The 22,966-nt window shown below is 65.0% G+C and carries 21 protein-coding genes; 13 read left to right on the forward strand and 8 right to left on the reverse strand.

The features are described 5' to 3' along the window. Positions 1–48 precede the first annotated feature (48 nt). Both B0E49_RS19255 and B0E49_RS19260 read right to left on the reverse strand, forming a co-directional pair. Positions 49–939 (reverse strand): ABC transporter permease, encoded by an 891-nt coding sequence (locus tag B0E49_RS19255; RefSeq protein WP_077564308.1) that lies wholly within the window; start codon positions 937–939, stop codon positions 49–51. Positions 940–947: 8 nt separating this feature from the next. Continuing rightward, positions 948–1,748: an ABC transporter ATP-binding protein gene (locus tag B0E49_RS19260; RefSeq protein ID WP_077564310.1), complete on the reverse strand. Its 801-nt coding sequence runs from the start codon at positions 1,746–1,748 to the stop codon at positions 948–950. 89 nt (positions 1,749–1,837) lie between these two features. On the opposite strand from B0E49_RS19260, the gene B0E49_RS19265 reads away from it, so the two are divergent. From B0E49_RS19265 to priA, 6 genes are all read left to right on the forward strand, one after another. Further along, complete coding sequence (locus B0E49_RS19265) at positions 1,838–2,503, forward strand: response regulator transcription factor (protein ID WP_077564312.1); 666 nt, start codon at positions 1,838–1,840, stop codon at positions 2,501–2,503. Beyond that, the gene (locus B0E49_RS19270; RefSeq protein ID WP_077564314.1) at positions 2,500–3,867 is read left to right on the forward strand and encodes a sensor histidine kinase; all 1,368 of its coding nucleotides are present in this window, start codon (positions 2,500–2,502) and stop codon (positions 3,865–3,867) included. Before B0E49_RS19265 ends, B0E49_RS19270 begins: the two co-directional genes overlap by 4 nt. A 39-nt stretch (positions 3,868–3,906) precedes the next feature. After that, positions 3,907–4,311, forward strand: coding sequence for a CoA-binding protein (locus B0E49_RS19275; RefSeq protein WP_077564316.1), 405 nt, complete (start codon positions 3,907–3,909; stop codon positions 4,309–4,311). Positions 4,312–4,359: 48 nt separating this feature from the next. After that, on the forward strand, positions 4,360–5,487 hold the full coding sequence (hemE, locus tag B0E49_RS19280; RefSeq protein ID WP_077564318.1) for a uroporphyrinogen decarboxylase: 1,128 nt from the start codon (positions 4,360–4,362) through the stop codon (positions 5,485–5,487). A 221-nt stretch (positions 5,488–5,708) separates the two neighbouring features. Continuing rightward, positions 5,709–5,900, forward strand: a complete 192-nt coding sequence (locus B0E49_RS20380) for a hypothetical protein (protein WP_144264631.1) — start codon at positions 5,709–5,711, stop codon at positions 5,898–5,900. Next, complete coding sequence (priA, locus tag B0E49_RS19285; RefSeq protein WP_174571114.1) at positions 5,897–7,999, forward strand: replication restart helicase PriA; 2,103 nt, start codon at positions 5,897–5,899, stop codon at positions 7,997–7,999. The genes B0E49_RS20380 and priA overlap by 4 nt, the downstream gene beginning before the upstream one ends. A gap of 118 nt (positions 8,000–8,117) precedes the next feature. Here priA and B0E49_RS19290 read toward each other — a convergent pair whose 3' ends face one another. Then, positions 8,118–9,083: an AEC family transporter gene (locus B0E49_RS19290; RefSeq protein WP_077564320.1), complete on the reverse strand. Its 966-nt coding sequence runs from the start codon at positions 9,081–9,083 to the stop codon at positions 8,118–8,120. Between the two features lie 120 nt (positions 9,084–9,203). Here B0E49_RS19290 and B0E49_RS19295 point away from each other — a divergent pair, with 120 nt between their 5' ends. Together B0E49_RS19295 and B0E49_RS19300 are read left to right on the forward strand one after the other, a co-directional pair. Beyond that, positions 9,204–11,303 (forward strand): ATP-dependent helicase, encoded by a 2,100-nt coding sequence (locus B0E49_RS19295; RefSeq protein ID WP_077564322.1) that lies wholly within the window; start codon positions 9,204–9,206, stop codon positions 11,301–11,303. Next, on the forward strand, positions 11,300–11,758 hold the full coding sequence (locus B0E49_RS19300; RefSeq protein WP_077564324.1) for a hypothetical protein: 459 nt from the start codon (positions 11,300–11,302) through the stop codon (positions 11,756–11,758). Before B0E49_RS19295 ends, B0E49_RS19300 begins: the two co-directional genes overlap by 4 nt. A 16-nt stretch (positions 11,759–11,774) precedes the next feature. Here the strand turns inward: B0E49_RS19300 and B0E49_RS19305 are convergent, their stop codons facing one another. Beyond that, positions 11,775–12,944, reverse strand: coding sequence for an ABC transporter substrate-binding protein (locus B0E49_RS19305; RefSeq protein WP_077564326.1), 1,170 nt, complete (start codon positions 12,942–12,944; stop codon positions 11,775–11,777). Positions 12,945–13,053: 109 nt separating this feature from the next. On the opposite strand from B0E49_RS19305, the gene B0E49_RS19310 reads away from it, so the two are divergent. The 5 genes from B0E49_RS19310 (at position 13,054) to B0E49_RS19330 (ending at position 17,216) form a co-directional block, all read left to right on the forward strand. Then, the gene (locus tag B0E49_RS19310; RefSeq protein WP_077564328.1) at positions 13,054–13,920 is read left to right on the forward strand and encodes a branched-chain amino acid ABC transporter permease; all 867 of its coding nucleotides are present in this window, start codon (positions 13,054–13,056) and stop codon (positions 13,918–13,920) included. After that, positions 13,917–14,924, forward strand: a complete 1,008-nt coding sequence (locus B0E49_RS19315; RefSeq protein WP_144264632.1) for a branched-chain amino acid ABC transporter permease — start codon at positions 13,917–13,919, stop codon at positions 14,922–14,924. The genes B0E49_RS19310 and B0E49_RS19315 overlap by 4 nt, the downstream gene beginning before the upstream one ends. After that, the gene (locus tag B0E49_RS19320; protein ID WP_077564330.1) at positions 14,921–15,682 is read left to right on the forward strand and encodes an ABC transporter ATP-binding protein; all 762 of its coding nucleotides are present in this window, start codon (positions 14,921–14,923) and stop codon (positions 15,680–15,682) included. Before B0E49_RS19315 ends, B0E49_RS19320 begins: the two co-directional genes overlap by 4 nt. Continuing rightward, positions 15,675–16,376, forward strand: coding sequence for an ABC transporter ATP-binding protein (locus B0E49_RS19325; RefSeq protein WP_077564332.1), 702 nt, complete (start codon positions 15,675–15,677; stop codon positions 16,374–16,376). Before B0E49_RS19320 ends, B0E49_RS19325 begins: the two co-directional genes overlap by 8 nt. 84 nt (positions 16,377–16,460) lie before the next feature. Then, complete coding sequence (locus B0E49_RS19330; protein WP_077564334.1) at positions 16,461–17,216, forward strand: sulfite exporter TauE/SafE family protein; 756 nt, start codon at positions 16,461–16,463, stop codon at positions 17,214–17,216. Positions 17,217–17,288: 72 nt separating this feature from the next. On the opposite strand, the gene B0E49_RS19335 is transcribed toward B0E49_RS19330, so the two are convergent. From B0E49_RS19335 to preA, 4 genes are all read right to left on the reverse strand, one after another. Continuing rightward, complete coding sequence (locus B0E49_RS19335; RefSeq protein ID WP_077564336.1) at positions 17,289–18,545, reverse strand: Zn-dependent hydrolase; 1,257 nt, start codon at positions 18,543–18,545, stop codon at positions 17,289–17,291. A 24-nt stretch (positions 18,546–18,569) separates the two neighbouring features. Next, positions 18,570–19,979 (reverse strand): dihydropyrimidinase, encoded by a 1,410-nt coding sequence (hydA, locus tag B0E49_RS19340; RefSeq protein ID WP_077564338.1) that lies wholly within the window; start codon positions 19,977–19,979, stop codon positions 18,570–18,572. A 32-nt stretch (positions 19,980–20,011) separates the two neighbouring features. Next, entirely contained in the window at positions 20,012–21,484 is a 1,473-nt protein-coding gene (locus B0E49_RS19345; RefSeq protein WP_077564340.1) for an NCS1 family nucleobase:cation symporter-1, read from the reverse strand. 117 nt (positions 21,485–21,601) lie between these two features. Continuing rightward, positions 21,602–22,909 carry an NAD-dependent dihydropyrimidine dehydrogenase subunit PreA gene (preA, locus tag B0E49_RS19350; RefSeq protein WP_077564342.1) on the reverse strand — a complete coding sequence of 436 codons (1,308 nt, stop codon included), beginning with the start codon at positions 22,907–22,909 and terminating at the stop codon, positions 21,602–21,604. Positions 22,910–22,966: the final 57 nt, after the last annotated feature.

Genomic DNA, 22,966 nt, shown 5'->3' on the forward strand with positions numbered 1-22,966 from the left:
CAAGTCTCCTGTTTTACGTTGTCGAAAAGGTGGTGGGTGGCGCGGCGCTCAGTGCTGCATGCCCCAGCGGTGAATGGTGCGTTTTTCAATCGTGGCAAAAACAAAATTCTCGACCACCAGGCCAATGATGATGACGAAGAACAGGCCCGCGAAAACGTTGGCGGTCTCCAGTTGATTGCGGTTTTCGAAGATGTACCAGCCCAGGCCGCCTTTGCCCGAAGACACGCCGAACACCAGCTCGGCCGCGATCAGCGTGCGCCAGGCAAAGGCCCAGCCCACCTTCAACCCCGTCAGGATGCTCGGGAAGGCCGCGGGGATCAGGATGGAGCCGACCAGCGAGAAACCCTTGAGGCCATAGTTCTGGCCGACCATGCGCAAGGTGCTGGACACTGAGCGAAAGCCGCCGTGCGTGTTCAGCGCCACGGCCCACAGCACCGAGTGCACCAGCACGAAGATGATGCTGCCCGTGCCCAGGCCGAACCAGATCAGCGCCAGCGGCAGCAGCGCAATGGCCGGCAGCGGGTTGAACATCGAGGTCAGGGTCTCCAGCAGGTCGGTGCCGATGCGCGAACTGATCGCCACCGTGGTCAGCAACGCAGCCAGCGCAATGCCCAGGCCGTAGCCGATCAGCAAGGTCTGCAGCGACACGGCGGCGCGCTCCAGCAACACGCCACTGTAAATGCCCGCGCCGAAGGCGTGCACGGTTTCAGAAAAGCTCGGAAACAGCAGCGGGTTGTTGAGCCAGCGGCCGTAGATCTCCCAGATGACGGCGAGCACGGCCAGGATCACGGCCTTGCGCAGCCAGCCCAGGCGGTACAGCGATTCGAACACCGTCAGGGGGCGCAAAACTTCCGTCGTCTCAGGACGCTGGGTGTCAAGCACGAACTCGGGACGAACGAAGGGCTCGATGGCAGTTGTCGCAGTGGTAGATGTGGTCATGTCAAGCCTCAGTGCGCGAACAGCATGTCGTTGATACGGGTTTCCAGTTGGGCCTGGCTCGCCGTGCCCATCTCGCCGGCGGGCACGCTGTTGAGCTCGGCCTTGACCTGACCCGGATGCGGCGACAGCAGCAGGATGCGGTTGCCGATGCGGATCGCTTCTTCGATGGAGTGCGTGACGAACAGCACGGTGAAACGCGTGTCGTCCCACAAGCGCAAGAGCTCGTCCTGCATCTTGCGGCGCGTCAGCGCGTCGAGCGCGGCAAAGGGCTCGTCCATCAGCAGCACATCGGGCTCCATGGCCATGCCACGCGCGATCGAGACGCGCTGCTTCATGCCGCCGGAGAGCTGGTGCGGGTAGCTGTCGATGAATCCGGCCAGCCCGACTTTTTCAATGTAGTAGGCGGCGCGCTCGGCGGCTTCCTTGCCCTTCAGGCGCCCGCTGGCGTGCAGCGCGAACTCGACGTTCTGGCGCACCGTCTTCCAGGGCAGCAGCTGGTCGAACTCCTGGAACACCATCATGCGGTCCGGGCCCGGCTGCGTGACGGTCTGGCCCTTGAGGCGGATGGACCCATGCACGGGCGCCATGTAGCCGCCGATGGCCTTGAGCAGCGTGGACTTGCCGCAGCCCGAGGGGCCGAGCAGAATGTAACGGTCCGAGGGATAGACCTTGAAGCTGACTTGTTTGGTTGCCGTCACCAGGTGCTCGCTGGTTTTGTACTGCAAGGTGACGTTGTCAATTTCCAGCAGCGGCGCGGGCGCGCTCAAGGCGGCCCCTGCGCCCGGGCCGGCGCGATCGTCGTGACTCATGCTTGTCTCCTAAAATTTTGCTCTTGTGTCTGCGTGGCAATGCTAGTCTGCGAACCTGTAATGAACCTGAACCCCCAAAGGCCTCCCCCATGCGCGTGCTGCTGGTCGAAGACTCGGTAGACGTGGCGCATGCCATCAGCGCGCACCTGGTGCGCCTGGGCCACACGGTGGACTGGGAGGCCGACGGCACCAAGGCCGCCGCGATGGTGGTGGCGGACCATTACGACCTCATCGTCCTGGACGTCATGCTGCCCGGACTCGATGGCTACGCGCTGCTGCAGCGCGTGCGCAATGTGCCACTGCGCACCCAGGTGCTGATGCTCACGGCCTGCGCCGAAATCGAGGAGCGCGTGAAGGCGCTGGACCTGGGCGCCGACGACTACCTGATCAAGCCGTTCGACTTTCGCGAGCTCGAAGCGCGCATCCGCGTGCTGCTGCGCCGCGTCGGCGGCGACTCGACCAACCTGCTCAGCTGCGCCAACCTGACGCTGGACCGCAAGAGCCGCACGGTACGCATCGATGATGTGCCGCTGGAACTCACGCGTCGCGAGGTCACGCTGCTGGAGATCATCATCTCGCGGCCCGGGCGCATTTACGGCAAGGACGAACTGCTCGACAAGCTGTTCACGCTGGACGACAACCCGAACGCCAACACGGTGGAGCAGTACATCGCGCGCCTGCGCAAGAAGCTCTCGGGCGCGCATTTCGAGATCCGCACCCTGCGCGGGCTGGGCTACCAGGTCGTGCTGCCGTGACCCTGCTGGGGCGCTCGCTCTACACCCGGCTGGCGCTGCGCGTCGGCCTGGTGCTGGCAGTCAGCGGGCTGGTGCTGCTGATCGCCATCGTGCTCTCGACCCGGCTGGCGGCGAATGACGCCTACGACCGCATCCTCACGGGCAGCGCGCTGCAGATTGCCGAGAACACCTGGTACCAGAACGGCACGGTCAACGTCGATGCGCCGCTGTCGGCCTTTTCCATGCTGACCGCCAACGACCAGGTGTTCTACGTCGTGCTCGGCCCCGAGGGCCGCGTGGTCGCGGGCGACCCGGAGTTCCGGCCGGCCATCCCGTGGCAGAAGCTGGTCCAGGGGCCCGTGGTGGTTCAGGGCACGTACCTCGACCTGCCGGTCAGCATTGCCTTCGTCGGCCGGCACATGCCGGTGGCGGGGCCCAATCCCTGGGCGGTGGTCATCCTGGCCCAGACCAACAACGCGCGCACCTCGTTTGCCAGGAATCTGGGCAGCAACGCCTCGCTGGTGATTGCCGTGATGGGTCTGCTGACGGTGATCGCGGCGCTGTTCACGCTGTATCAGGCGCTGGCGCCACTCAAGGAGATCGGTGCCGCCATCCAGCGCCGCGACCTGAACGACCTGTCGCCGCTGACGCAGGAAGTACCGGCCGAGATTCATGTGCTGGTGGCTTCCATCAACGAATTCATGCGCCGCCTGGGCGTGCACCGCGCACTCATGCGCCGCGTCATCGGGGATGCGGCGCATCAGTTGCGCACACCCGTGGCGGCGCTGCTGTCGCAAATGGAGCTGCTGTCCATGCAACACGATGATGCGGGCCGGGCACTGCACCAGGCGCGGCTGCAGGAGCTGACGCACCACCTGGGCGAGCTGGTGAACCAGCTCATCAACCACGCGATGGTGCAGCACCGGGCCGACTCGGCCGCGCTGGAGCCAATCGATCTGGCGAGCCTGGCGCGTCAGCAAATGACCGACATGCTCTCGCACCACGCGCAGCGCCACCTCGACATCGCGCTGCACGTGCCGGAACACCCGTGCCTGATCCTGGGCGACCCGGTCAGCCTGCGCGAGGCGCTGAAAAACGTGCTCGACAACGCGCTCAAATACGGCGCGAAGACCGTGCTGCACATGACCATCCGGCGCAGCGCCAGCCATTGGGAACTGGCGATCGAAGACGATGGTCCCGGCATTCCCGAGGCCGACTGGGAGCGCATTCGCAAGCCGTTTTCAGCACGCGACGGCAGCCGCCTGGGCGCCAGCCTGGGCTTGTCCATCGTCGAGGAAGTCATGCGCGCGCACCAGGGCGACATGCGCTTTGGCTGGGGCGTGGACCGGCACTTTGTCGTGACCCTGCGCTTTCGTGCCGCTTGACGCCGGCGAAACGGGGCCGCAGGCACTAAACTGGCCGCCATGACCGAATCCGAATCCATTCAGGAGATCCTCGCCAGCTGCCGCACCGTCGCCGTGGTCGGCCTGTCGCCCAAGCCACACCGCGCCAGCCATGAGGTGGCGCGCTACATGCAGGCGCACGGCTGGCGCATCGTGCCCGTGAATCCGAACGCGCGCGAGGTGCTGGGCGAGAGGGCCTATGCCAGCCTCACCGAGGCCGCGCGCCATGAGCAGATCGAGCTGGTCAACGTGTTCCGCCACAGCGAAGAGATTCCACCGATTGCCGACGAGGCCATCGCCATCGGCGCCAAGGCGCTGTGGCTGCAGCTCGGCATCGAGAACGACGATGCCCTCGCCAAGGCCGCGGCCGCCGGCCTGCTGGTGGTGCAGAACCGGTGCCTCAAGGTGGAGCACGCGAGCGGGTAGGGCCGGTAATCGGCGGGGCCACACCCGCGCACCTGAGACAATCCCCCCATGTTTGCTCCGCTCCAAAACGACACTTTCATCCGCGCCTGCCTGCGCCAGGCGACCGACCATACCCCCGTCTGGCTGATGCGCCAGGCCGGCCGCTACCTGCCAGAATACCGCGCCACGCGCGATCTGGCCGGCAGCTTCATGGGGCTGGCCACCAATGTGGACTACGCGACCGAGGTCACGCTGCAGCCACTGGAGCGCTATCCGCTGGATGCCGCGATCCTGTTTTCCGACATCCTGACCGTGCCCGATGCGATGGGGCTGGGCCTGTCGTTCGCGCTGGGCGAAGGCCCGAAGTTCGCGCACCCAGTGCGCGACGAGGCCGCCGTGGCCCGGCTCGAAGTGCCCGACCTCGACAAGCTGCGCTACGTGTTCGACGCCGTGACCGCTATCCGCAAGGCCCTGAATGGCCGGGTGCCGCTGATCGGCTTTTCGGGCAGCCCCTGGACGCTGGCCTGCTACATGGTGGAGGGCGCGGGATCGAACGACTACCGCCTCGTCAAGACGATGCTGTATGCCCGCCCCGACCTGATGCACCGGATGCTCGCCGTGAATGCCGACGCGGTGGCCGCCTACCTGAACGCGCAGATCGAGGCCGGCGCGCAGGCCGTGATGATTTTCGACAGCTGGGGCGGCGTGCTGGCGGACGGCGCGTTCCAGCCATTCAGCCTGGCGTACACGGCGCGGGTACTCGGGCAGCTCAAACGCGAGCACGAGGGCCAGCGCATTCCGCGCATCGTGTTCACCAAGGGCGGCGCGCCGTGGCTGGACGAGATGGGCGGGCTCGATTGCGAAGTGCTGGGCCTGGACTGGACCGCCAGCCTGGCGCGCGCGCGCCAGCAGGTGGGGGGCGCCGTGGGCGGCCCCGGCAAGGCCCTGCAGGGCAACCTGGACCCGAACGTGCTGTTTGCGCCGCCGGCGCAGATCCGGGCCGAGGTCGCGAAGGTGCTGGAAAGTTTTGGCGCGCCGCACACGGAGCACCGCATCGACCCGGCGACCAGCCTGCCCGTCGTCGGCCCGACGCACATCTTCAACCTGGGGCATGGCATCAGCCAGCACACGCCGCCCGAGAGCGTGGCGGTGCTGGTGGACGCAGTGCACGCCTGTTCGCGCCAGATGCGGCGGTAAAAGGCGCGCAACGCGGCCCCGCAGGCCGCGCGAGGTCGTGCAAAGCCGGCCCCACGCCGCGCTGAACCCCTGTTTTGGCTTTTTGTTTAGCACAAAACCTGGCTATGGGAGCCCGACTTATGCACAAAAAATTTGGTGCGGCGCAAAAAATAAGGGACATCCCCAATAATGATGCTACAAAACCAATAGCGATCGTAAGTCATTGATTTGTATGGATTTGAATGAATGCCATTTTTAAGGGCAATCCAGCCGAAGCCTTTATTTTCAAGGCCTCGCAGGCTGTTGAGCCAACCTATCAACAAAGTTATCCACAGAAATTAGGGATGACGTTGAAAGTGTTTTCAAATCAACAACTTAAGCGTTGTTTCGCAAGTTCACATCAACTAACGATGACAACCAGAGGTTTCATGTGATCCATTGGCTCTCTGTCCTGGTCCAAACCCCGGCACACAGCGCGGTGGCGGGGCCGCTGACCTACCAGAGTGAGCTTCCACTCGCGGCGGGGAGCCTGGTGCGCGTGCCGTTCGGCACCCGCGAGGTTTTGGGCGTGGTCTGGGACACCCTGGACGCGGCCAGCCTGGACCGGCCCGAGAGCGAAATCCGCGCGATTACCGCCGTGCTGGAGGGTGTTGCGCCCTTGACACAGGCCTGGCGGCAACTGGTGCACTTTGCCGCCAGCTACTACCAGCGCTCGCTCGGCGAGGTGGCGCTGGCCGCCCTGCCGCCGCAGTTGCGCGACCTGAGCGCGGCCCAGCTCGCGCGCCGGCTCAAGCGGCCGGCCAGCGGCGCAACGGACAACATCACCAATACTCCTGATTTAATAGCGCTCAGCGAAGAACAGACAAGGGCCATTGCCCGATTTGATGCCGAAACCGGGCCGTTCCTGCTGTTCGGCGCCACCGGCAGCGGCAAGACCGAGGTCTACCTGCGCTGCGTGCAGGCGCTGCTGGAGCGTGATGCCACGGCGCAGGCGCTGGTCATGGTGCCCGAGATCAACCTCACGCCGCAACTGGAGGCGCTTTTTCGCGCGCGCTTTGCCGGCCGCTATGGCGAGGCCGCCGTGGTCTCGCTGCACAGCGGCATGACGAACCCGCAGCGCCTCAAGAGCTGGCTGGCCGCGCACGGCGGCGTGGCGCGCATCGTGCTGGGCACGCGCATGGCGGTGCTGGCGTCGCTGCCGCGGCTGCGCCTGATCGTGGTCGACGAAGAGCACGACCCGAGCTACAAGCAGCAGGAAGGCGCGCGCTACTCGGCGCGCGACCTGGCCGTGTACCGCGGCCGGCTCGAGGGCGCCAAGGTGCTGCTGGGCTCGGCCACGCCCTCGCTGGAGAGCTGGCACCATTCGCGCCCCGCGGCCGAGGGCGGGCGCTACCAGCGGCTGGAGATGCCCTCGCGCATCGGCGCCGGCGGCACCCTGCCCCGGGTGCGCCTGGTGGACATGAACCTGCAGCCCAAGAACACCGTGTTCTCGCCGCAGCTCTTGAGCGCGATCGCCGAGCGCGTGGCGCGCGGCGAGCAGGCCATGGTGTTTTTGAACCGGCGCGGCTACGCCCCGGTGCTGGCCTGCAGCAGCTGCGACTGGAAGAGCGAATGCCCGCACTGCAGCGCCTACCGCGTGTTCCACAAGATCGACCGCACGCTGCGCTGCCACCACTGCGGCTTTACCGAACGTGTGCCGCGCGCCTGCCCGAGCTGCGGCAACGTGGACATTGCGCCGCTGGGGCGCGGCACCGAGCGGCTCGAAGAACATCTGGCCGAGCTGCTGACCGGGGTGCGGCGGCCCGACGGTACGGCCCTGTGCATTGCGCGCATCGACGCCGACACTACCCGGCACAAGGGAGCGCTCGAATACCAGCTTGCGCAGGTGCATGCGGGCGAGGTCGATGTGCTGGTCGGCACGCAGATGATTGCCAAGGGCCACGACTTCCGGCGCATCACGCTGGTGGCCGCGGTGAATCCGGATGGCGCGCTGTTCTCCGCCGACTTTCGCGCGCCCGAGCGGCTGTTCAGCCTGCTGATGCAGGCGGCGGGCCGGGCCGGCCGCGACGCGGCGCAGAGCGCGGCCAGCGAGATGTGGATTCAGACCCTGCACCCGCAGCACCCGATGTTCGCCGCGCTGCGCCGCCACGACTATGCGGCCTTCGCGGCCGGGCAACTGCGCGAGCGCGAGCAGGCCGGTCTGCCGCCCTTCAGCTACGCGGCGCTGGTGCGGGCCGAGGCGCGTACGCAGGAGGTGGCGCAGGGTTTTTTGAATGCGGCCAGCGCCGCAGCCAGCGCGATGGAGCCGCCGTTGGAAGGCTATGCGCAGGTCACCTTGTTTCCGGCGGTGCCGATGACGATCCAGCGCATCGCCAATGTGGAGCGCGCGCAAATGCTGATCGAGAGCCCCTCGCGCGCCGCGCTGCAGCGCTTCCTGTCGGCCTGGCACGCAGTGCTGCAGGCGACGCGGCAGCAGCCCGGGGGCAAAGGCCTGATCCGCTGGGCGGTGGATGTGGATCCGCTGGCGATTTAGAGGGTTGGGACTCGCGGCGTATGGATTCCCGCCCCCCCCCCGATCGGAGTCGGGGGCAGGCCGCGCGGGAATGACAAGCTTCAGGAGGAGGCCGAGGGCATCAGCCGCGTCGCCCGGCTCAGTGCAGCAGCGCGACCGCCCCCGAGAAGGTAAAAAACGCCGCCGCCGTGGACACCAGGATGATGCGTGCGATGCGGCCATTGTCGGCGCCGAAGCGCTCGGCCAGCATGGCCACGTTGCTGGCACTCGGCAGGGCCGCCACCAGCACCATGACCTTCAAGGCAAACGGGGCCAGCGGCGCCCCCAGGGCGATCGCCGCGGCGCCCACCAGCAGCACCAGCAGCGGGTGCAGGATGAGCTTGGCGAAAGCCACCGGCACATAGTCGCGCAGGGGAATCGGCGCATGCTCATGGGCGGCGGCGAGCATCTGCGAACGCGCCAGCACCGCGCCAATGGTGAACAGCGCCACCGGCGAGGCGGCGTCCGCCAGCAGGCCGATGGTCTGCATCACCGGCTTGGGCAGCACGAGCTGGATGGCCGAGGCCAGCGCCCCGAGCAGGATGGCCCACGGCATGGGGTTGGCCAGCATGCCCATGAGCGCGTTTTTGGTGGCTCTGGCAACGCCATGTTCGTCAGCCCCATCGAGCCGCGACAGGGCGATGCACAGCGATGAGGTGATCACCAGGTCCACCACCAGCGTGACGATGACGGGGCCAGCCGCGGCGGCCCCGAGCAAAGCCACCAGCAGCGGCACGCCCATGAAACCGGTATTGGGAAACACCGCCACCAGCGCGCCGAAGGCCGCATCGTTCCAGCCGATGCGCCGGTTCATGCTGGCGGCCACCACGAAACCCACCAGGATGAGCGCGCACAGCAGGTAGGTGAGGAACAGGCTGGCGTCGAGCAGCTGCGCCAGCGGCGTGGTCGAGCCAAAGCGGTACAGCAGGCAGGGCAGCGCGAAATACAGCACAAAGCTGTTGAGCCCGGGAATGGCGTCGAGCGGCAGCATGCGCCGGCGTGCGGCGATGTAGCCGGCCAGCACCAGCGCGAAAAACGGGAATGTGACCAGCAGGATGTCAAGCACGGTGCGTATTGTCCCTGCAGTTGTCGCCGCCGGCACTACCACATCCGACGGAACGATCTGCGCGGATCCGGCCGTTATCATTGCCCGCTCGCCCTGTGTCCCGTTCCGAAGTCTCCCCGCATGTCAGCCCCCCCGTCCACCGGCCTGAACCTGGCCCAGCAAGAAGCCGTCAACTACCTGCACGGCCCCTGCCTGGTGCTGGCCGGCGCGGGCTCCGGCAAGACGCGCGTGATCACGCACAAGATCGGCCGCCTGATCCAGGCCGGACTGGAACCCCAACGGATTGCCGCCATCACCTTCACCAACAAGGCCGCGACCGAGATGCGCGAGCGCGTGAAGGGGCTGATCGGCCGGGCTGCGAAAGAGGTCGTCGTCTGCACTTTCCATGCCCTGGGCGTGCGCATGCTGCGTCAGGACGGCGCGGCGCTGGGCCTCAAACCGCAGTTCAGCATCCTCGACAGCGACGACGTGACCAGCATCCTGAAGGACTGCGGAGGCAGCACCGATGCCGCCACGGCGCGCCAGTGGCAATGGGCCATCAGCCTGTGGAAAAACATGGGGCTGAATGCCGCGCAGGCGCAAGCCCAGGCCAAAGATGACAATGAGCGCATCACGGCACGCATCATGGCGCGCTACGAGGAGCGGCTGATCGCCTACCAGAGCGTGGACTTCGACGACCTGATCGGCCTGCCGCTCAAGCTGCTCCAAAATCATGAGCAGGTGAGGGCCAGGTGGCAAGGGCTGCTGGGCCATGTGCTGGTGGACGAGTACCAGGACACGAACGCCACGCAGTACGAGGTGCTGAAGCACCTGGTAGGCGAGCGCGGGCGCTTCACCGCCGTTGGCGACGACGACCAGAGCATCTACGGCTGGCGCGGCGCAACGCTGGACAACCTGAAAAAGCTCCCGCTCGACTTCCCCACGCTCAAGGTCATCAAGCTCGAGCAGAACTACCGCTCCACCGGTGCCATCCTGCGCGCGGCCAACAACGTGATCGGGCCGAACCCCAAGCTGTTCCCGAAAAACCTGTGGAGCGACCTGGGCGAAGGCGAGCCGGTGCGCGTGGTGGATGCCGACAACGAGGCGCACGAGGCCGAGCGCACGGTGGCGCGCATCCAGAGCCTGCGTGAGAACTCGCCACACAAGGAGCTGCGCGACTTCGCCGTGCTGTACCGCGCGAACCACCAGGCCCGGGTGTTCGAGCAGGCGCTGCGCCGCGCGCAGATCCCGTACAAGGTGTCGGGCGGCCAGAGCTTTTTCGACCGCGCCGAGATCAAGGACCTGTGCGCCTGGTTCCGGCTGTGGGTCAACAACGATGACGACCCGGCGTTTTTGCGCGCCGTGACCAGCCCCAAGCGCGGCATCGGCCACACCACGCTGGCGAGCCTGGGCACCTTCGCCGGTCAGTACAAGTTGAGCCTGTTCGAGGCGCTGTTTTCCAACAGCCTGGGTGCAGCGCTCTCAAGCCGCGCGGTCGGCAGCCTGCACGAATTCGGCCGCTATGTGAACGATCTTGAATTTCGCGCGCGCCGTACCAACGGCTTTGAAGACGCGCGCGCCTTTCTGTTGGAGTGGCTCAAAGTCATCGATTACGAAAAACACCTGTACGACGGCGAGGAGAGCGAAAAACTCGCGGCCGCGCGCTGGACCAATGTGCTGGAGTTCTGCGACTGGATGGCAGCGCGCTGCGGCGGGCAGATCGACGACGCGAGCGGCGCCGGCACGGCCAGCGACATCAAGAACCTGCTCGAGGTGGCGCAGACCATCTCGCTGCTCTCCACCATCAGCGAGCGCGAGACCGACCAGAACGTGGTCACGCTGTCCACCCTGCACGCGGCCAAGGGCCTGGAGTGGCCGCATGTGATGCTGGTCGGCGTGACCGAGGGCCTGCTGCCGTTCAAGCTCGGCGACGACGCAAACCCGACCGGCCGCGCCGACGGTCCGATGTCCGAGGGCCTGCTCGAGCGGCTGCAGGAAGAGCGGCGCCTGATGTACGTGGGCATCACACGCGCGCAGCGCAGCCTGGCCGTGAGCTGGACCCGGCGCCGCAAGAAGGGCCGCGAGATGATCGCCGCGCAGCCCAGCCGCTTCATCGCCGAGATGGCGCTCGACAAAACCACCACGCGCGAAGACCCGCGCGAGAAGCTCCGGGCGCTGCGCGCCGAGTTCGCCAAAAAAGCGCTGGATTCGGCCGCGGCCGCCGCGCAGGCCGGATCATGATGCACACCCGAATTACTCTGCTTTTTATAGCATCCTGCGCAATAGCGACGGGCGCTACAGCCCAAAACAATGCCGACGCACCGGCCACCGTCACGTGCCCGGCAGCGGCCGACGTCAGCAATGCACGCCTGTTCGGTTCGTGGCAGGCGCAGGTGGATGCAGGCCCTGGCAGCCCGCCCCGGCAGGCCACGTTGACGCTGGTGCGAAACCCCGAACTCAGCGAGAGCCTGGGCGGCACGATCACCCGCGACGGCGCCCGAGCCCTGGTGGCGGGCGATGTGGACAACGGGGTCTTCACCCTTGAGGAATCGATTGACGGAAACACCATCACGGCCACCTGGACGGGCCAGATCGTGGAGGGCTCGTGCGGCCGGGAAATTCGGGGGGTGTGGAAGAACGTGCCCGACCCCACCGAGCACGGCTTCATCCTGCGCAAGCAGGCGGGCTGGCAATAACCGCTAATAGCCGCTGTTACGGCTTGCCCGGATCCTTGAAGTCGGGGATCTTGTCAAACTCCACGTTCTGCAGCTTGCCGTCCACCTTTTCGACCTTGCGGATGTACAGGGTCTGCACAATATCGCGCGTGGCGGGGTCGATCATGACCGGGCCGCGCGGGCTGACCCACTTCAGGCCCTTGGCGGCGTCGATGAACTTGGCGGCGTCGGCATTGCCGCCGGTTTTCTTCAGCGCCGCGTCGATCAGGTACATGCCGTCATAGCCGCCCACCGACATGAAGTTGGGCCGGTCCTTCGGATACGCCTTGTAGTAGGCCGACACATAGGCCTTGTTCTCGGGCGACTTGTGCGCCTCGGCATAGTGGAAGGAGGTAATGATGCCCAGCGCGTTGTCGCCCATGGCATTGAGCAGGTCCTCGTCGGTCAGGTCGCCGGTCGCGATGATCTTGATGCCGGCCTGGCCCAGTCCGCGCTCGGCAAAGCCCTTCATGAAGGCGATGGTCTGCTCGCCCGGCGGCAGGAACAGGAACACGGCGTCGGGCTTGGCGTCCTTGATTTTCTGCAGGTACGGGGCCAGGTCGGGGCTCTTCACCGGGGTGCGCACATCGCCGATGATCTCGCCGCCTGCGGCCGTGAAGGTCTTCTTGAACTGGGCCTCGGCGTCGTAGCCGGGGCCGTAGTCGGCCACCAGCATATAGACCTTCTTGATGCCGTTCTTCGCGGCCCAGGTTGCGATCGGTGCCGTGGTCTGCGGCAGCGTCATCGACACGCGCACGATGTTGTCGGACTTGGTCGTGATGATCGAGGTGGCCGCATTCATGATGACCATCGGCTTTTTCGCCTCGGTTGCGATCGGTGCCACGGCGAGCCCCGACGGCGTCAGCGCAAAGCCGGCCAGGATGTCCACCTTGTCGCGGATCACCAGGTCCTGTGCCAGGCGCTTGTCGATCTCGCCCGAGGTGCCCGGATCGTCATTTTTGAGAACCACCTCGACCGGCCGCCCGCCCAGTGTGTTGTTGTGCTGTTGCAGGTAGAGCTTGGCGCCGTGCTCGATCTGCTTGCCATACGCCGCGAAGGGCCCCGACATCGGCAGGATCAATCCGATCTTCAGCGGCTCTGCCGCCTGTACCGAGGTCATCAGACCTGCCATCATCGCGGCTGCCACCAGGTGCTTCGTCAAACTCATTCAAGGTCTCCTTGGGAATGGGATGGCTGGCGCAGGGCCAGCAAGCTTTTAATCATACGTACAATCTGTTTCAACATCAAACGCCTACTCCGGGCAAGCGCAATCCTCCATGCTGAGTCATTTCATTGGTGTCCTGTTTGATGGCGTGGCCTACGGCAGCCTGCTGTTCCTGATCAGCGTCGGGCTGTCCATCACGATGGGGCTGATGAACTTCGTCAACCTCGCGCACGGCGCCTTCGCGATGCTGGGCGGTTACGTGTGCGTGATGGCCATGAACAGCCTCGGCCTGCCGTTCCTGTTGACGCTGCCGCTGGCCTTCATCGCCAGCGCACTCGCCGGGCTGGTGCTGGAGCGTTTGCTGTACCGCCGGTTGTACCAGGCCAGCCCGCTCGACCAGGTGCTGTTCTCCATCGGTCTGACCTTCATGACGGTCGCGGCCGCCACCTATGTCTGGGGCTCGTCGCAGCAGCCGATGCAGTTGCCCGGCTACCTGCTCGGCCAGGTCTCGCTGCTGGGGGTGGATGTGGGCGTGTACCGCCTGTTCCTGATCGGCATCGTCGTGCTCATCACGCTGGCGCTGCGCGCGCTGGTGGAGCGCACCCGCTTTGGCGCGCAAATCCGGGCCTCGGTCGACAACCAGCAGGCCTCGGCCGGGCTGGGCATCAACGTAAGCCGGGTCTTCAGTCTCACGTTCGCGCTCGGCTCGGGCCTGGCCGGGCTGGGTGGGGGGCTGGGTCTGGACGTGCTCGGGCTCGATCCCACCTTTCCGATCAAGTACATGGTGTATTTTCTGCTGGTGGTCGTGGTCGGCGGCGCCAGCACCATCAAGGGGCCGCTGATTGCGGCATTGATCCTGGGCGTCTGCGATGTGGCGGGCAAATACTATGTGCCCGCCATCGGCTCCTTCATCATCTATGGCCTGATGGTGCTGCTGCTGGTGCTGTTTCCGGCCGGCCTGATCGGCAAGCGCTCATGATGCCGCGCTGGCTCCATCCGCCGCGCCCGCCGCTGCCCAATGATCGCTGGCAGCCGCTGGAGATCGTGTTCTGGCTGATCCCGGTGGCCGCTTATTTTTTGTTCCCCGGCTATCTGTCGCTGATGAGCCAGACCCTCATCATCGGCCTGTTTGCCGTCTCGCTGGATCTGATCCTCGGCTACGCCGGCATCGTGTCGCTGGGCCACGCGGCCTTTTTCGGGCTCGGCGCCTACACCGCCGGCCTGCTCGCGGCGCACGGCTGGACCGAGCCGCTGCTGGGGCTGCTGGCCGGCGCCGCGCTGGCGGCGCTGTTCGGTTATCTGACCAGCTTTCTGGTGGTGCGCGGGCAGGACCTCACGCGCCTGATGGTGACGCTGGGCATCAGCCTGGTACTGTTCGAAGCGGCGAACAAGGCAACTTTTCTCACCGGCGGCGTGGACGGGTTGTCGGGCATCGTGGCGGGCAAGGTGCTCGGCGTGTTCGAGTTCGACCTGTACGGCAAGACCGCCTACTGGTACAGCCTGATCGTGCTGTTCGTGCTGTTCGTCGTGCTGCGCCGGCTGGTGAATTCGCCGTTCGGCCTGAGTCTGACCGGCATCCGCGAAGGCGGCAAGCGCATGCCCGCCATCGGTGCCAACGTGCCACAGCGACTGACCGTGGTCTTCACGCTGGGCGCGGCGGTGGCCGGCGTGGCGGGCGCGCTGCTGGCCCAGACCACGCAGTTCGTCGGCCTCGACACGCTAGGCTTTTCGCGCTCGGCCGATTTGCTGATCATGCTGGTGCTCGGCGGCGCCGGGCGGCTGTATGGCGCGCTGGTGGGCGCCGCCGTATTCATGCTGGCGCAAAGCTACATTTCCGATCTCAATCCCGTCTACTGGCAGTTCTGGCTCGGCCTGCTGCTGGTGGTGATCGTGCTGTTCGCGCGTGGCGGCATCCTGGGCGGCCTGGACAAGATCCGGCAGCGCCTGAGCCGGCCTGCACCAGCCACGAGGCGCACACCATGAGCAGCGCACCGTTCGAGCTGCGCACCCAGGGTCTGTCCAAGCAGTGGGGCGCCTTCAAGGCGAACAGCGATGTCTCGCTGACCTTTGCACCGGGCGCGCGCCATGCGCTGATCGGGCCGAATGGCGCCGGCAAGACCACCTTCATCAACCTGCTGACCGGCGTGCTGGCGCCCACCAGTGGCCAGGTCTTCCTCGGGGATGAGAACATCACGGCGCTGGCGCAGCACCAGCGCGTCAAACGCGGCATGACCCGCACCTTCCAGATCAATACCCTGTTCGCCGGACTGACGGTGCTCGAGTCGGTCGCGCTGGCAATTTGCGAACGCCGCAGCCTGCACTACCGCTGGTACCAGACCGTGGCGCAGCAGCACGCCGCGATCGACGAGGCGATGGCGCTGCTCGACTCGCTCAGGCTGAGTCCCGATGCCGGCACCGTCACCCACAGCCTGCCCTATGGCAAGCAGCGGCTCGTGGAAATCGCCCTGGCGCTGGCGACCCGGCCCCGAATTTTGCTGCTCGACGAGCCGGCCGCCGGCATTCCCTCCGGGGAGAGTGCCGAGCTGTTCGAAGTCATCGCGCAATTGCCGCGCGACGTCACCATCGTGTTCATCGAGCACGACATGGGGCTGGTGTTCCGCTTTGCCGAACGCATCACCGTGCTGGTGGGCGGCAAGGTGCTGACCGAAGGCACGCCGGCCGAGATCGCCGCCGACCCGCGCGTCAAGGAAGTCTATCTGGGCGAGGCCGAACATGTCTGAGCTGCTCGCCTTCGACCATGTGAGCGCCGGCTACGGCGAGTCCGTGGTGCTGGACGGCGTTTCGTTCGCACTGCAGGAGGGCGAGAGCCTGGCGCTGCTGGGGCGCAACGGCGTCGGCAAATCCACGCTGCTGGTCACGCTGATGGGCCTGACGCAGGTGCATGGCGGCACCATCCGCTGGTGCGGCAACGACATTGCGCGCGTGCCCACCTACCGGCGCGCGCATGCCGGCCTGGGCTGGGTGCCGCAGGAGCGCTTCATGTTTCCGTCGTTGACAGTGGAGGAACACCTCACCGTGGTGGCGCGCCCCGGCCCCTGGAACCTGGCGCGCCTGTACGAGGTCTTTCCGCGCCTGCAGGAACGCCGCGCCAACATGGGCAACCAGCTCTCGGGCGGCGAACAGCAGATGCTGGCGATTGCGCGGGCGCTGGTCACCAACCCGCGCCTGCTGTTGCTCGACGAGCCGATGGAGGGCCTGGCGCCGATCATCGTGCAGGAGCTGATGCACGTGCTGCGCCGCCTGATCGCCGATGAAGGCCTGTCCGTCATCGTGGTCGAACAGCATGCGCGGCTGGCCCTGTCGCTGACCCCGCGCGCCATCGTGCTCGACCGCGGGCGCATCGTGCATGCGTCCAGCAGCCAGAGCCTGCTGGACGACGCGCCGACGCTGGACCGCCTGGTGGCGGTGGCCTGACGGGGCGGCTGCGCCCCTGGCCGCGCCGATATCCATTGCGCAGTCCGCGCTGCCCACTTCATTCATCCCCCCGTCAGACCCACCATGCTTGCACATCACGATCTTTCCCTGCTGTTGCTGATCGCCCTGGCCGGGCTTTACGCGGGCACGCAGAACACCCTGGCGGGCGGCGGCTCCTTCATCACCTTTCCCGCCCTGTTGCTGGCCGGGCTCAACCCACTGGCGGCCAACATCACGTCCACCGTCGCCCTGTTCCCGAACCAGATCACGTCATCGCTTGCGGGGCGCAGACTGGCCGGCGGCGTGGAAGGAATGAGCCTGGGCAAGCTGTTCGGCCTCAGTGTGGCGGGCGGCATCGTCGGCGCCGTGCTGCTGCTGGAAACCCCGGCCACTTTTTTTGCGCGTCTGGTGCCCTGGCTGGTGCTGTTCGCGACCGCCGTCTTCGCCTGGGGGAGCTTTCGCAAGAAATCTCCCGATGCAGGGCATGCCATTCCCTTGGGGCTGCTGGCCGCGGCGCAATTCCTGATCGGCGTTTACGGCGGCTACTTCGGCGGCGGCATCGGCTTTCTGATGCTGGCGGCCCTGACACTCGCCGGCCAGCAGGTGCGCATGGCCACCGCCACCAAGAACATCCTGGCCATGGCGATGAACGCCTCGGCGGTCGTCCTGTTCGTCTTCTCCAGCCAGGTGGACTGGCTCGCCGCGCTGGCGCTGGCCATCGGCGGCATCGGCGGTGCCTTTGTCGGCAACTGGCTGGTGCACCGCCTGCCGGAGAAACTGATGCGCGGGCTCGTGGTGCTGGTCGGCATCGTGCTGACGGTGTGGCTGTTTCTGCGCTAGCACATGTGCACGGCAGCTCACCCGGGCTTGCGCCAGCGTTCAACCCCGAGTATCACGGATGCAGCCGTCCCTTTACGTGCCCGCCCGCTCCAGCATCGCATGCAGCAGCACATTGCAGCCCGCGGTGATGTGCTCGGGCTTGGCGTCTTCGATCTCGTTGTGGCTGATGCCGTCTTTGCAGGGAATGAAGATCATTCCGCTGGGCGCCAGCTTGGCCATGTAGACCGCGTCGTGACCGGCGCCTGAGACCGCGGGCATGTTGGAGTAGCCCAGTTTTTGGGCGGCGCGTGCCACGGCGTCGATGCAGTCGGCATGGAAGCCTTGCGCCGGGTAGCTGGACACCAGTTCAATCTGGATATCCAGCCCCCTGTCCTTGCCGAGTTTGGCCGCGTAAGCCTTGACCTCCTCGGCCATTTGGTCCACCAACGCGTCGGTGCTGTTGCGCAGATCGATGGAGAACTTCACGCGCCCCGGAATCACGTTGCGGCTGTTGGGGTGCACATGCACCATGCCCACAGTCCCGCGGCCATGCGGTGCATGGCGCAGAGCGGCCGCTACCACTTCCTGCATCAGATGGGTGGCCACCTGCATGGCATCTTTTCGCAGCGCCATGGGGGTGGGGCCGGCGTGCGCTTCCATGCCGGTAACGGTGCAGTCAAACCAGCGGATACCCAGCACGCCCTGCACCACGCCGATGGTCTTGTCGTTGTCTTCCAGCACCGGGCCCTGCTCGATATGGGTTTCGAAGTACGCGCCAATGGGATGATCGCCTGGCTCCTGTTCACCGATGTAGCCAATGCGCGCCAGTTCGTCCTTCACCGACTTGCCCTCGGTGTCACGCGCGGCGTACGCGTGTTCCAGCGTGAAGGCTTTGGCGAATACGCCCGAACCCATCATGACCGGCACAAAGCGCGAGCCTTCTTCGTTGGTCCAGAAGGCCACTTCAATCGGGGCTTCGGTCTCGATGCCGCTATCGTTCAGGGTGCGCACCACTTCAAGGCCGGCCAGCACACCGTAGTTGCCGTCGAACTTGCCACCGGTCGGCTGGGTGTCGATGTGGCTGCCGGTCACGATGGGTGGCAGGCTGTTGTCGCGCCCCGCGCGGCGCATGAAACCGTTGCCGATCTTGTCGATGGTGACCGTCATGCCCGCTTCCCTGGCCCAGCGGATGACCAGGTCACGGCCCTGCTTGTCGAGATCGGTGAGGGTCAGGCGGCACACGCCTCCTTTGGGGGTGGCGCCAATTTTCGCCAGCTCCATCAGTGACTTCCAAAGGCGATCCCCGTCGACGCGCAGCGCGTCCACATTCCGGGCAGTTTGCAAGCTCATTGAATACTCCTTTGAAGATGATGATCAGGCGCGCTGATTGGCGACACCAATGAATGGGCTGAACGCGGGGCGATCAACATGGCGGCCGGCGCCCTCCACCGCCCGCAACTCGCCGCGCCGGAACACGAGCTTGCCGGCCGCGAACGTATGGCTCGGAATGCCACGCACGGTGCGTCCCTCGAAGACGTTGAAGCCGCCTTTGGCGAACTGCGTTTTGGCCGAGATAGTGCGTGTCCCTTCGGGGTCCCAAACGACCAGATCCGCGTCGGCGCCGACGGCGACTACCCCCTTGCGCGGGTACATATTGAAGATTTGCGCGGCGTTGGCCGACGTCACACGAACGAATTCCGAGGGCGTCAGCCTCCCCGTGTTGACACCGGCATCCCACACTACAGCCATGCGGTCTTCGACACCGCCGCAGCCGTTCGGGATCTTCGTGAAGTCGTCGCGCCCGGTGGCTTTTTGCTCGGCGCAGAACGTGCAGTGGTCGGTGGCCGTTGTGTGCAGATTGCCGCCTTGCAGGCCCTGCCACAACGCAGTCTGGTGGTGCTTGCTGCGAAACGGCGGGCTCATCACATGGGCAGCTGCAAATTCGAGGTCGCTGCTCTGGTAGACGCTGTCGTCAATCACCAGGTGGCCGGCCAGTGCTTCGCCGTACACGCGCTGGCCCTTGGCACGCGCACGCGTGATGGCTTCGAGCGACTCGGCACAGGAAACGTGGACGATGTAGACCGGCGTGTTCATGACGTTGGCGATGGCAATCGCGCGATTGGCGGCTTCGGCTTCTACGGCGGGCGGGCGCGACAATGGATGGGCCGCCGGGCCTGTGATGCCTTTTTGAAGGAGTTCTTGCTGGAGCTGGAACACGAGTTCGCCGTTTTCCGCGTGGACGGTCGGTATGGCCCCCAGTTCAAGCGCGCGCGCAAAGCTTTTGATCAGGACTTCATCATTGGCCATGATGGCGTTCTTGTACGCCATGAAGTGCTTGAAACTATTGACACCGTACTCGCGCACCAGCGTTCCCATGTCGGCATGTACGGTCTCGTCCCACCAGGTCACGGCCACATGGAAGGTGTAGTCGCCGGCCGACTTTTGTGCCCAGCCGCGCCAGGTGTGATACGCCTCGAGCAGCGATTGCTGCGGGTTCGGAATGACGAAATCCATGATCGTGGTCGTGCCGCCGGCCAGACCCGCCGCCGTGCCGGTAAAGAAATCATCGGCCGTGACGCTTCCCATGAAGGGCAATTGCATGTGCGTGTGCGGGTCGATTCCGCCGGGCATCACGTATTGACCGCCGGCGTCGATCACTTGCGCATGGGCCGGCGCGTCGAGGTTCTCGCCGACGGCGACGATCTTGTCGCCATGGCAAAGAACATCAGCACGAAACGCGCGGTCTGCATTGACGACGGTACCGCCGCGAATAATGGTTGTCATTGACTTCTCCTGGATGAGATTGATCCGCCCGCCTAACGCTGCACTGGCACACTGATGACGGGCTGCACTTTGCCTTTCATCATCACGCCATACACGAGGGCGGAAAGGGCGATCCCGACGAACCACGCGTAGGTGTAGATTGTCTTGAAGCCAGCCCCCACGTCGGGAAAGGCGGCGGGGAAGGCGGCATTCAGAAACCCGGGGATGTTGGGCAGGACGCCGACAACGAAAGCGGCGATCGCAGCATTGTTCCAGCCGTTTCCGTAGGAATACTTGCCGTCGTCGCGGTACAACTGATCGACATCGAGTTCGGTTTTGCGGATCAGGTAGTAGTCGACGATCAGGATGCCGGCGATCGGTCCAAGCAGCGCGGAGTAACCGATCAGCCACGTGAAGATATAGCCTTGGGTCGATTCGAGCACCTTCCACGGCATCATCACGAGCGCGATCGAAGCCGTGATGTAGCCACCCACTTTGTACGAAATCTGTTTGGGCGCGAGCGAGGAGAAATCGTAGGCCGGCCCCACCAGGTTCGCCGCCAGGTTCACGCTGACGGTATCGATCAGCAAGATGATCAGCGCGATCAGGACGGCGGCACCGGTCATGCGGCTGGCCAGGTCCACAGGGTCCCAGATGGCCTTGCCGTACAGAACCACAGTGCCCGAGGTCACGATCACGGCCAGCATCGCCAACAATCCCATCGGCACCGGAAGACCGATCGACTGGCCCAGCACCTGGTCGCGCTGCGTCTTGGCGAAGCGCGTGAAGTCGGGGATGTTGAGCGCGAGTGTGGCCCAGAAACCTACCATGGCGGTCAGCGAGGGCCAGAACACAACCCAGAACTGGCCCGCCTTTTTGCCGCCTTCGACAAATTGCGATGGCTGATCGAGCAACGGGCCAAAGCCGCCGACCTTGTTGTAGATCCAGCCCAGCAGGACAAAACAGATCAGGATTTTCAGCGGCGCGGTGTAGGTTTCGAGTTTGCGGATCGAATCCATCCCGTGCACGATGTACCAGAACTGGATGGCCCAGAACGCGAGAAAGCACACTACCTGGCCGCCATTGATGCCGAGCCCTGCGATCTTGTCACCGCCTATTGGATGGCCGAGCAGCACGCCGAGCAAGGTATAGATCATCTCGCCGCCAAACCACGTCTGGATACCGTACCAGCCACAGGCCACAATCGCGCGCATCAGGGCGGGCAATCGGGCGCCCGTGGTGCCGAACGAAGAGCGGGCCAGAACTGCGTAAGGGATGCCGAACTTCGTGCCGGCGTGGCCGATCAGGAGCATCGGCAGCAGGACAATGGCATTCGCGAGGAAGACGGTCCAGACGGCTTGAGTGCCCGACATGCCGCTATCGATCAGGCTGGCCGCCAGCGTGTAGGCGGGAATGCACATCACCATCCCGACCCATAGCGAGGCAAAGTGATACCAGCGCCAGGTGCGTTGGGCCGCGGTGGTCGGTGCTAAATCTTCGTTCCAGAGCTGTGTATTACTTGACATGTTATTACTCACAATGTGTCTCTCCATCAATTGAATGAAACGTTCGCTTCGTAGTGAACTGACGTTTTCCCCTCTGACTGTTGTTCTTCCTCTGTTTTTTGCCACCTACTTGTTGGATCAGGCGCAAGCCGAACTCATCGGATTGTTGGGGTGCATGGTCCAATTGGCGTACTCGCCTGGAACCAGCTTGCCGGAACGCAGATCGATCTCACCCGGCTTCAGGGTGCGCATGGTGATGGTGTTGGGCACAGGGCAAATCGACACGCACAAATTGCATCCAACGCATTCTTCTTCCTTGATCTCGAAATGGCGTTTACCGTCCTTGGTGGCGGTAATCGCCTGATGGGACGTGTCTTCGCACACCACATGGCAGCGGCCACACTGGATGCAGGAATCCTGGTTGATCACAGCCTTTTCAATGTGATTCATGTTGAGGCTGCTCCAGCCCGTAACGCTGGGCACGGCTTTGCCCACCATGTCGCCCACATTGGCGTAACCCCGTTCATCCATGAAGTTCGACAAACCATCGCAGAGGTCTTCGATGATCCTGAATCCGTAGACCATGGCGGCCGTGCAAACCTGCACGGTTCCGCAGCCCATGGCAATGAACTCCGCCGCATCGCGCCAGGTGGAAATACCACCGATACCCGAAATTGGGAGCCCGGCGGTTTGTGCATCGCGTGCGATCTCGGTCACCATGTTCAAGGCGATCGGTTTCACGGCCGTGCCGCAGTAACCACCATGCGACCCCTGTTTACCCACGCTCGGAACCATGGTCATGGTGTCCAGATCGACCCCCATGATCGAGTTGATGGTGTTGATCAGCGACACCGCGTCCGCGCCGCCCTGCTTGGCGGCGCGCGCCGGGTAACGCACGTCGGTGATATTGGGCGTCAGCTTCACGATCACTGGCAGGCGGGTGTAAGTCTTGCACCAACGCGCCACCATTTCAATGTATTCGGGCACCTGGCCGACCGAGGCGCCCATGCCGCGCTCGCTCATGCCGTGCGGGCAACCGAAGTTCAGCTCGATACCATCACAGCCTGTGTCTTCCACCCGGGGCAGAATTTGCCTCCATGCGTCCTCTTCGCACGGCACCATGATCGACACGATCATGGCCCGGTCTGGCCATGCGCGCTTCACGCGTCTGATCTCATCCAGGTTGGTTTGCAACGGCCGGTCGGAGATCAGCTCGATGTTGTTGAAACCGATGACGCGCCGGTCTCCGTTGAGAAGGGCCGAATAACGCGGACCATAAACGTTCACGACGTGGGGATCCTGCCCCACCGTCTTCCACACCACGCCGCCCCAACCGGCCTCGAACGCCCGCACCACGTTGTATTCCTTGTCGGTGGGGGGCGCAGACGCCAGCCAGAAGGGGTTGGGACTCTTGATGCCTAAAAATTCGGTGTTCAGGTTTGCCATGTTGGTGCTCCGTGGTCGCTATGCGTGGGACTTCTAGGGTTGTGCTGCGGGCAGGCC

Origin of the sequence: Polaromonas sp. C04 (assembly GCF_002002705.1) — a bacterium.
Taxonomy (GTDB): Bacteria; Pseudomonadota; Gammaproteobacteria; order Burkholderiales; family Burkholderiaceae_C; genus Rhodoferax_A.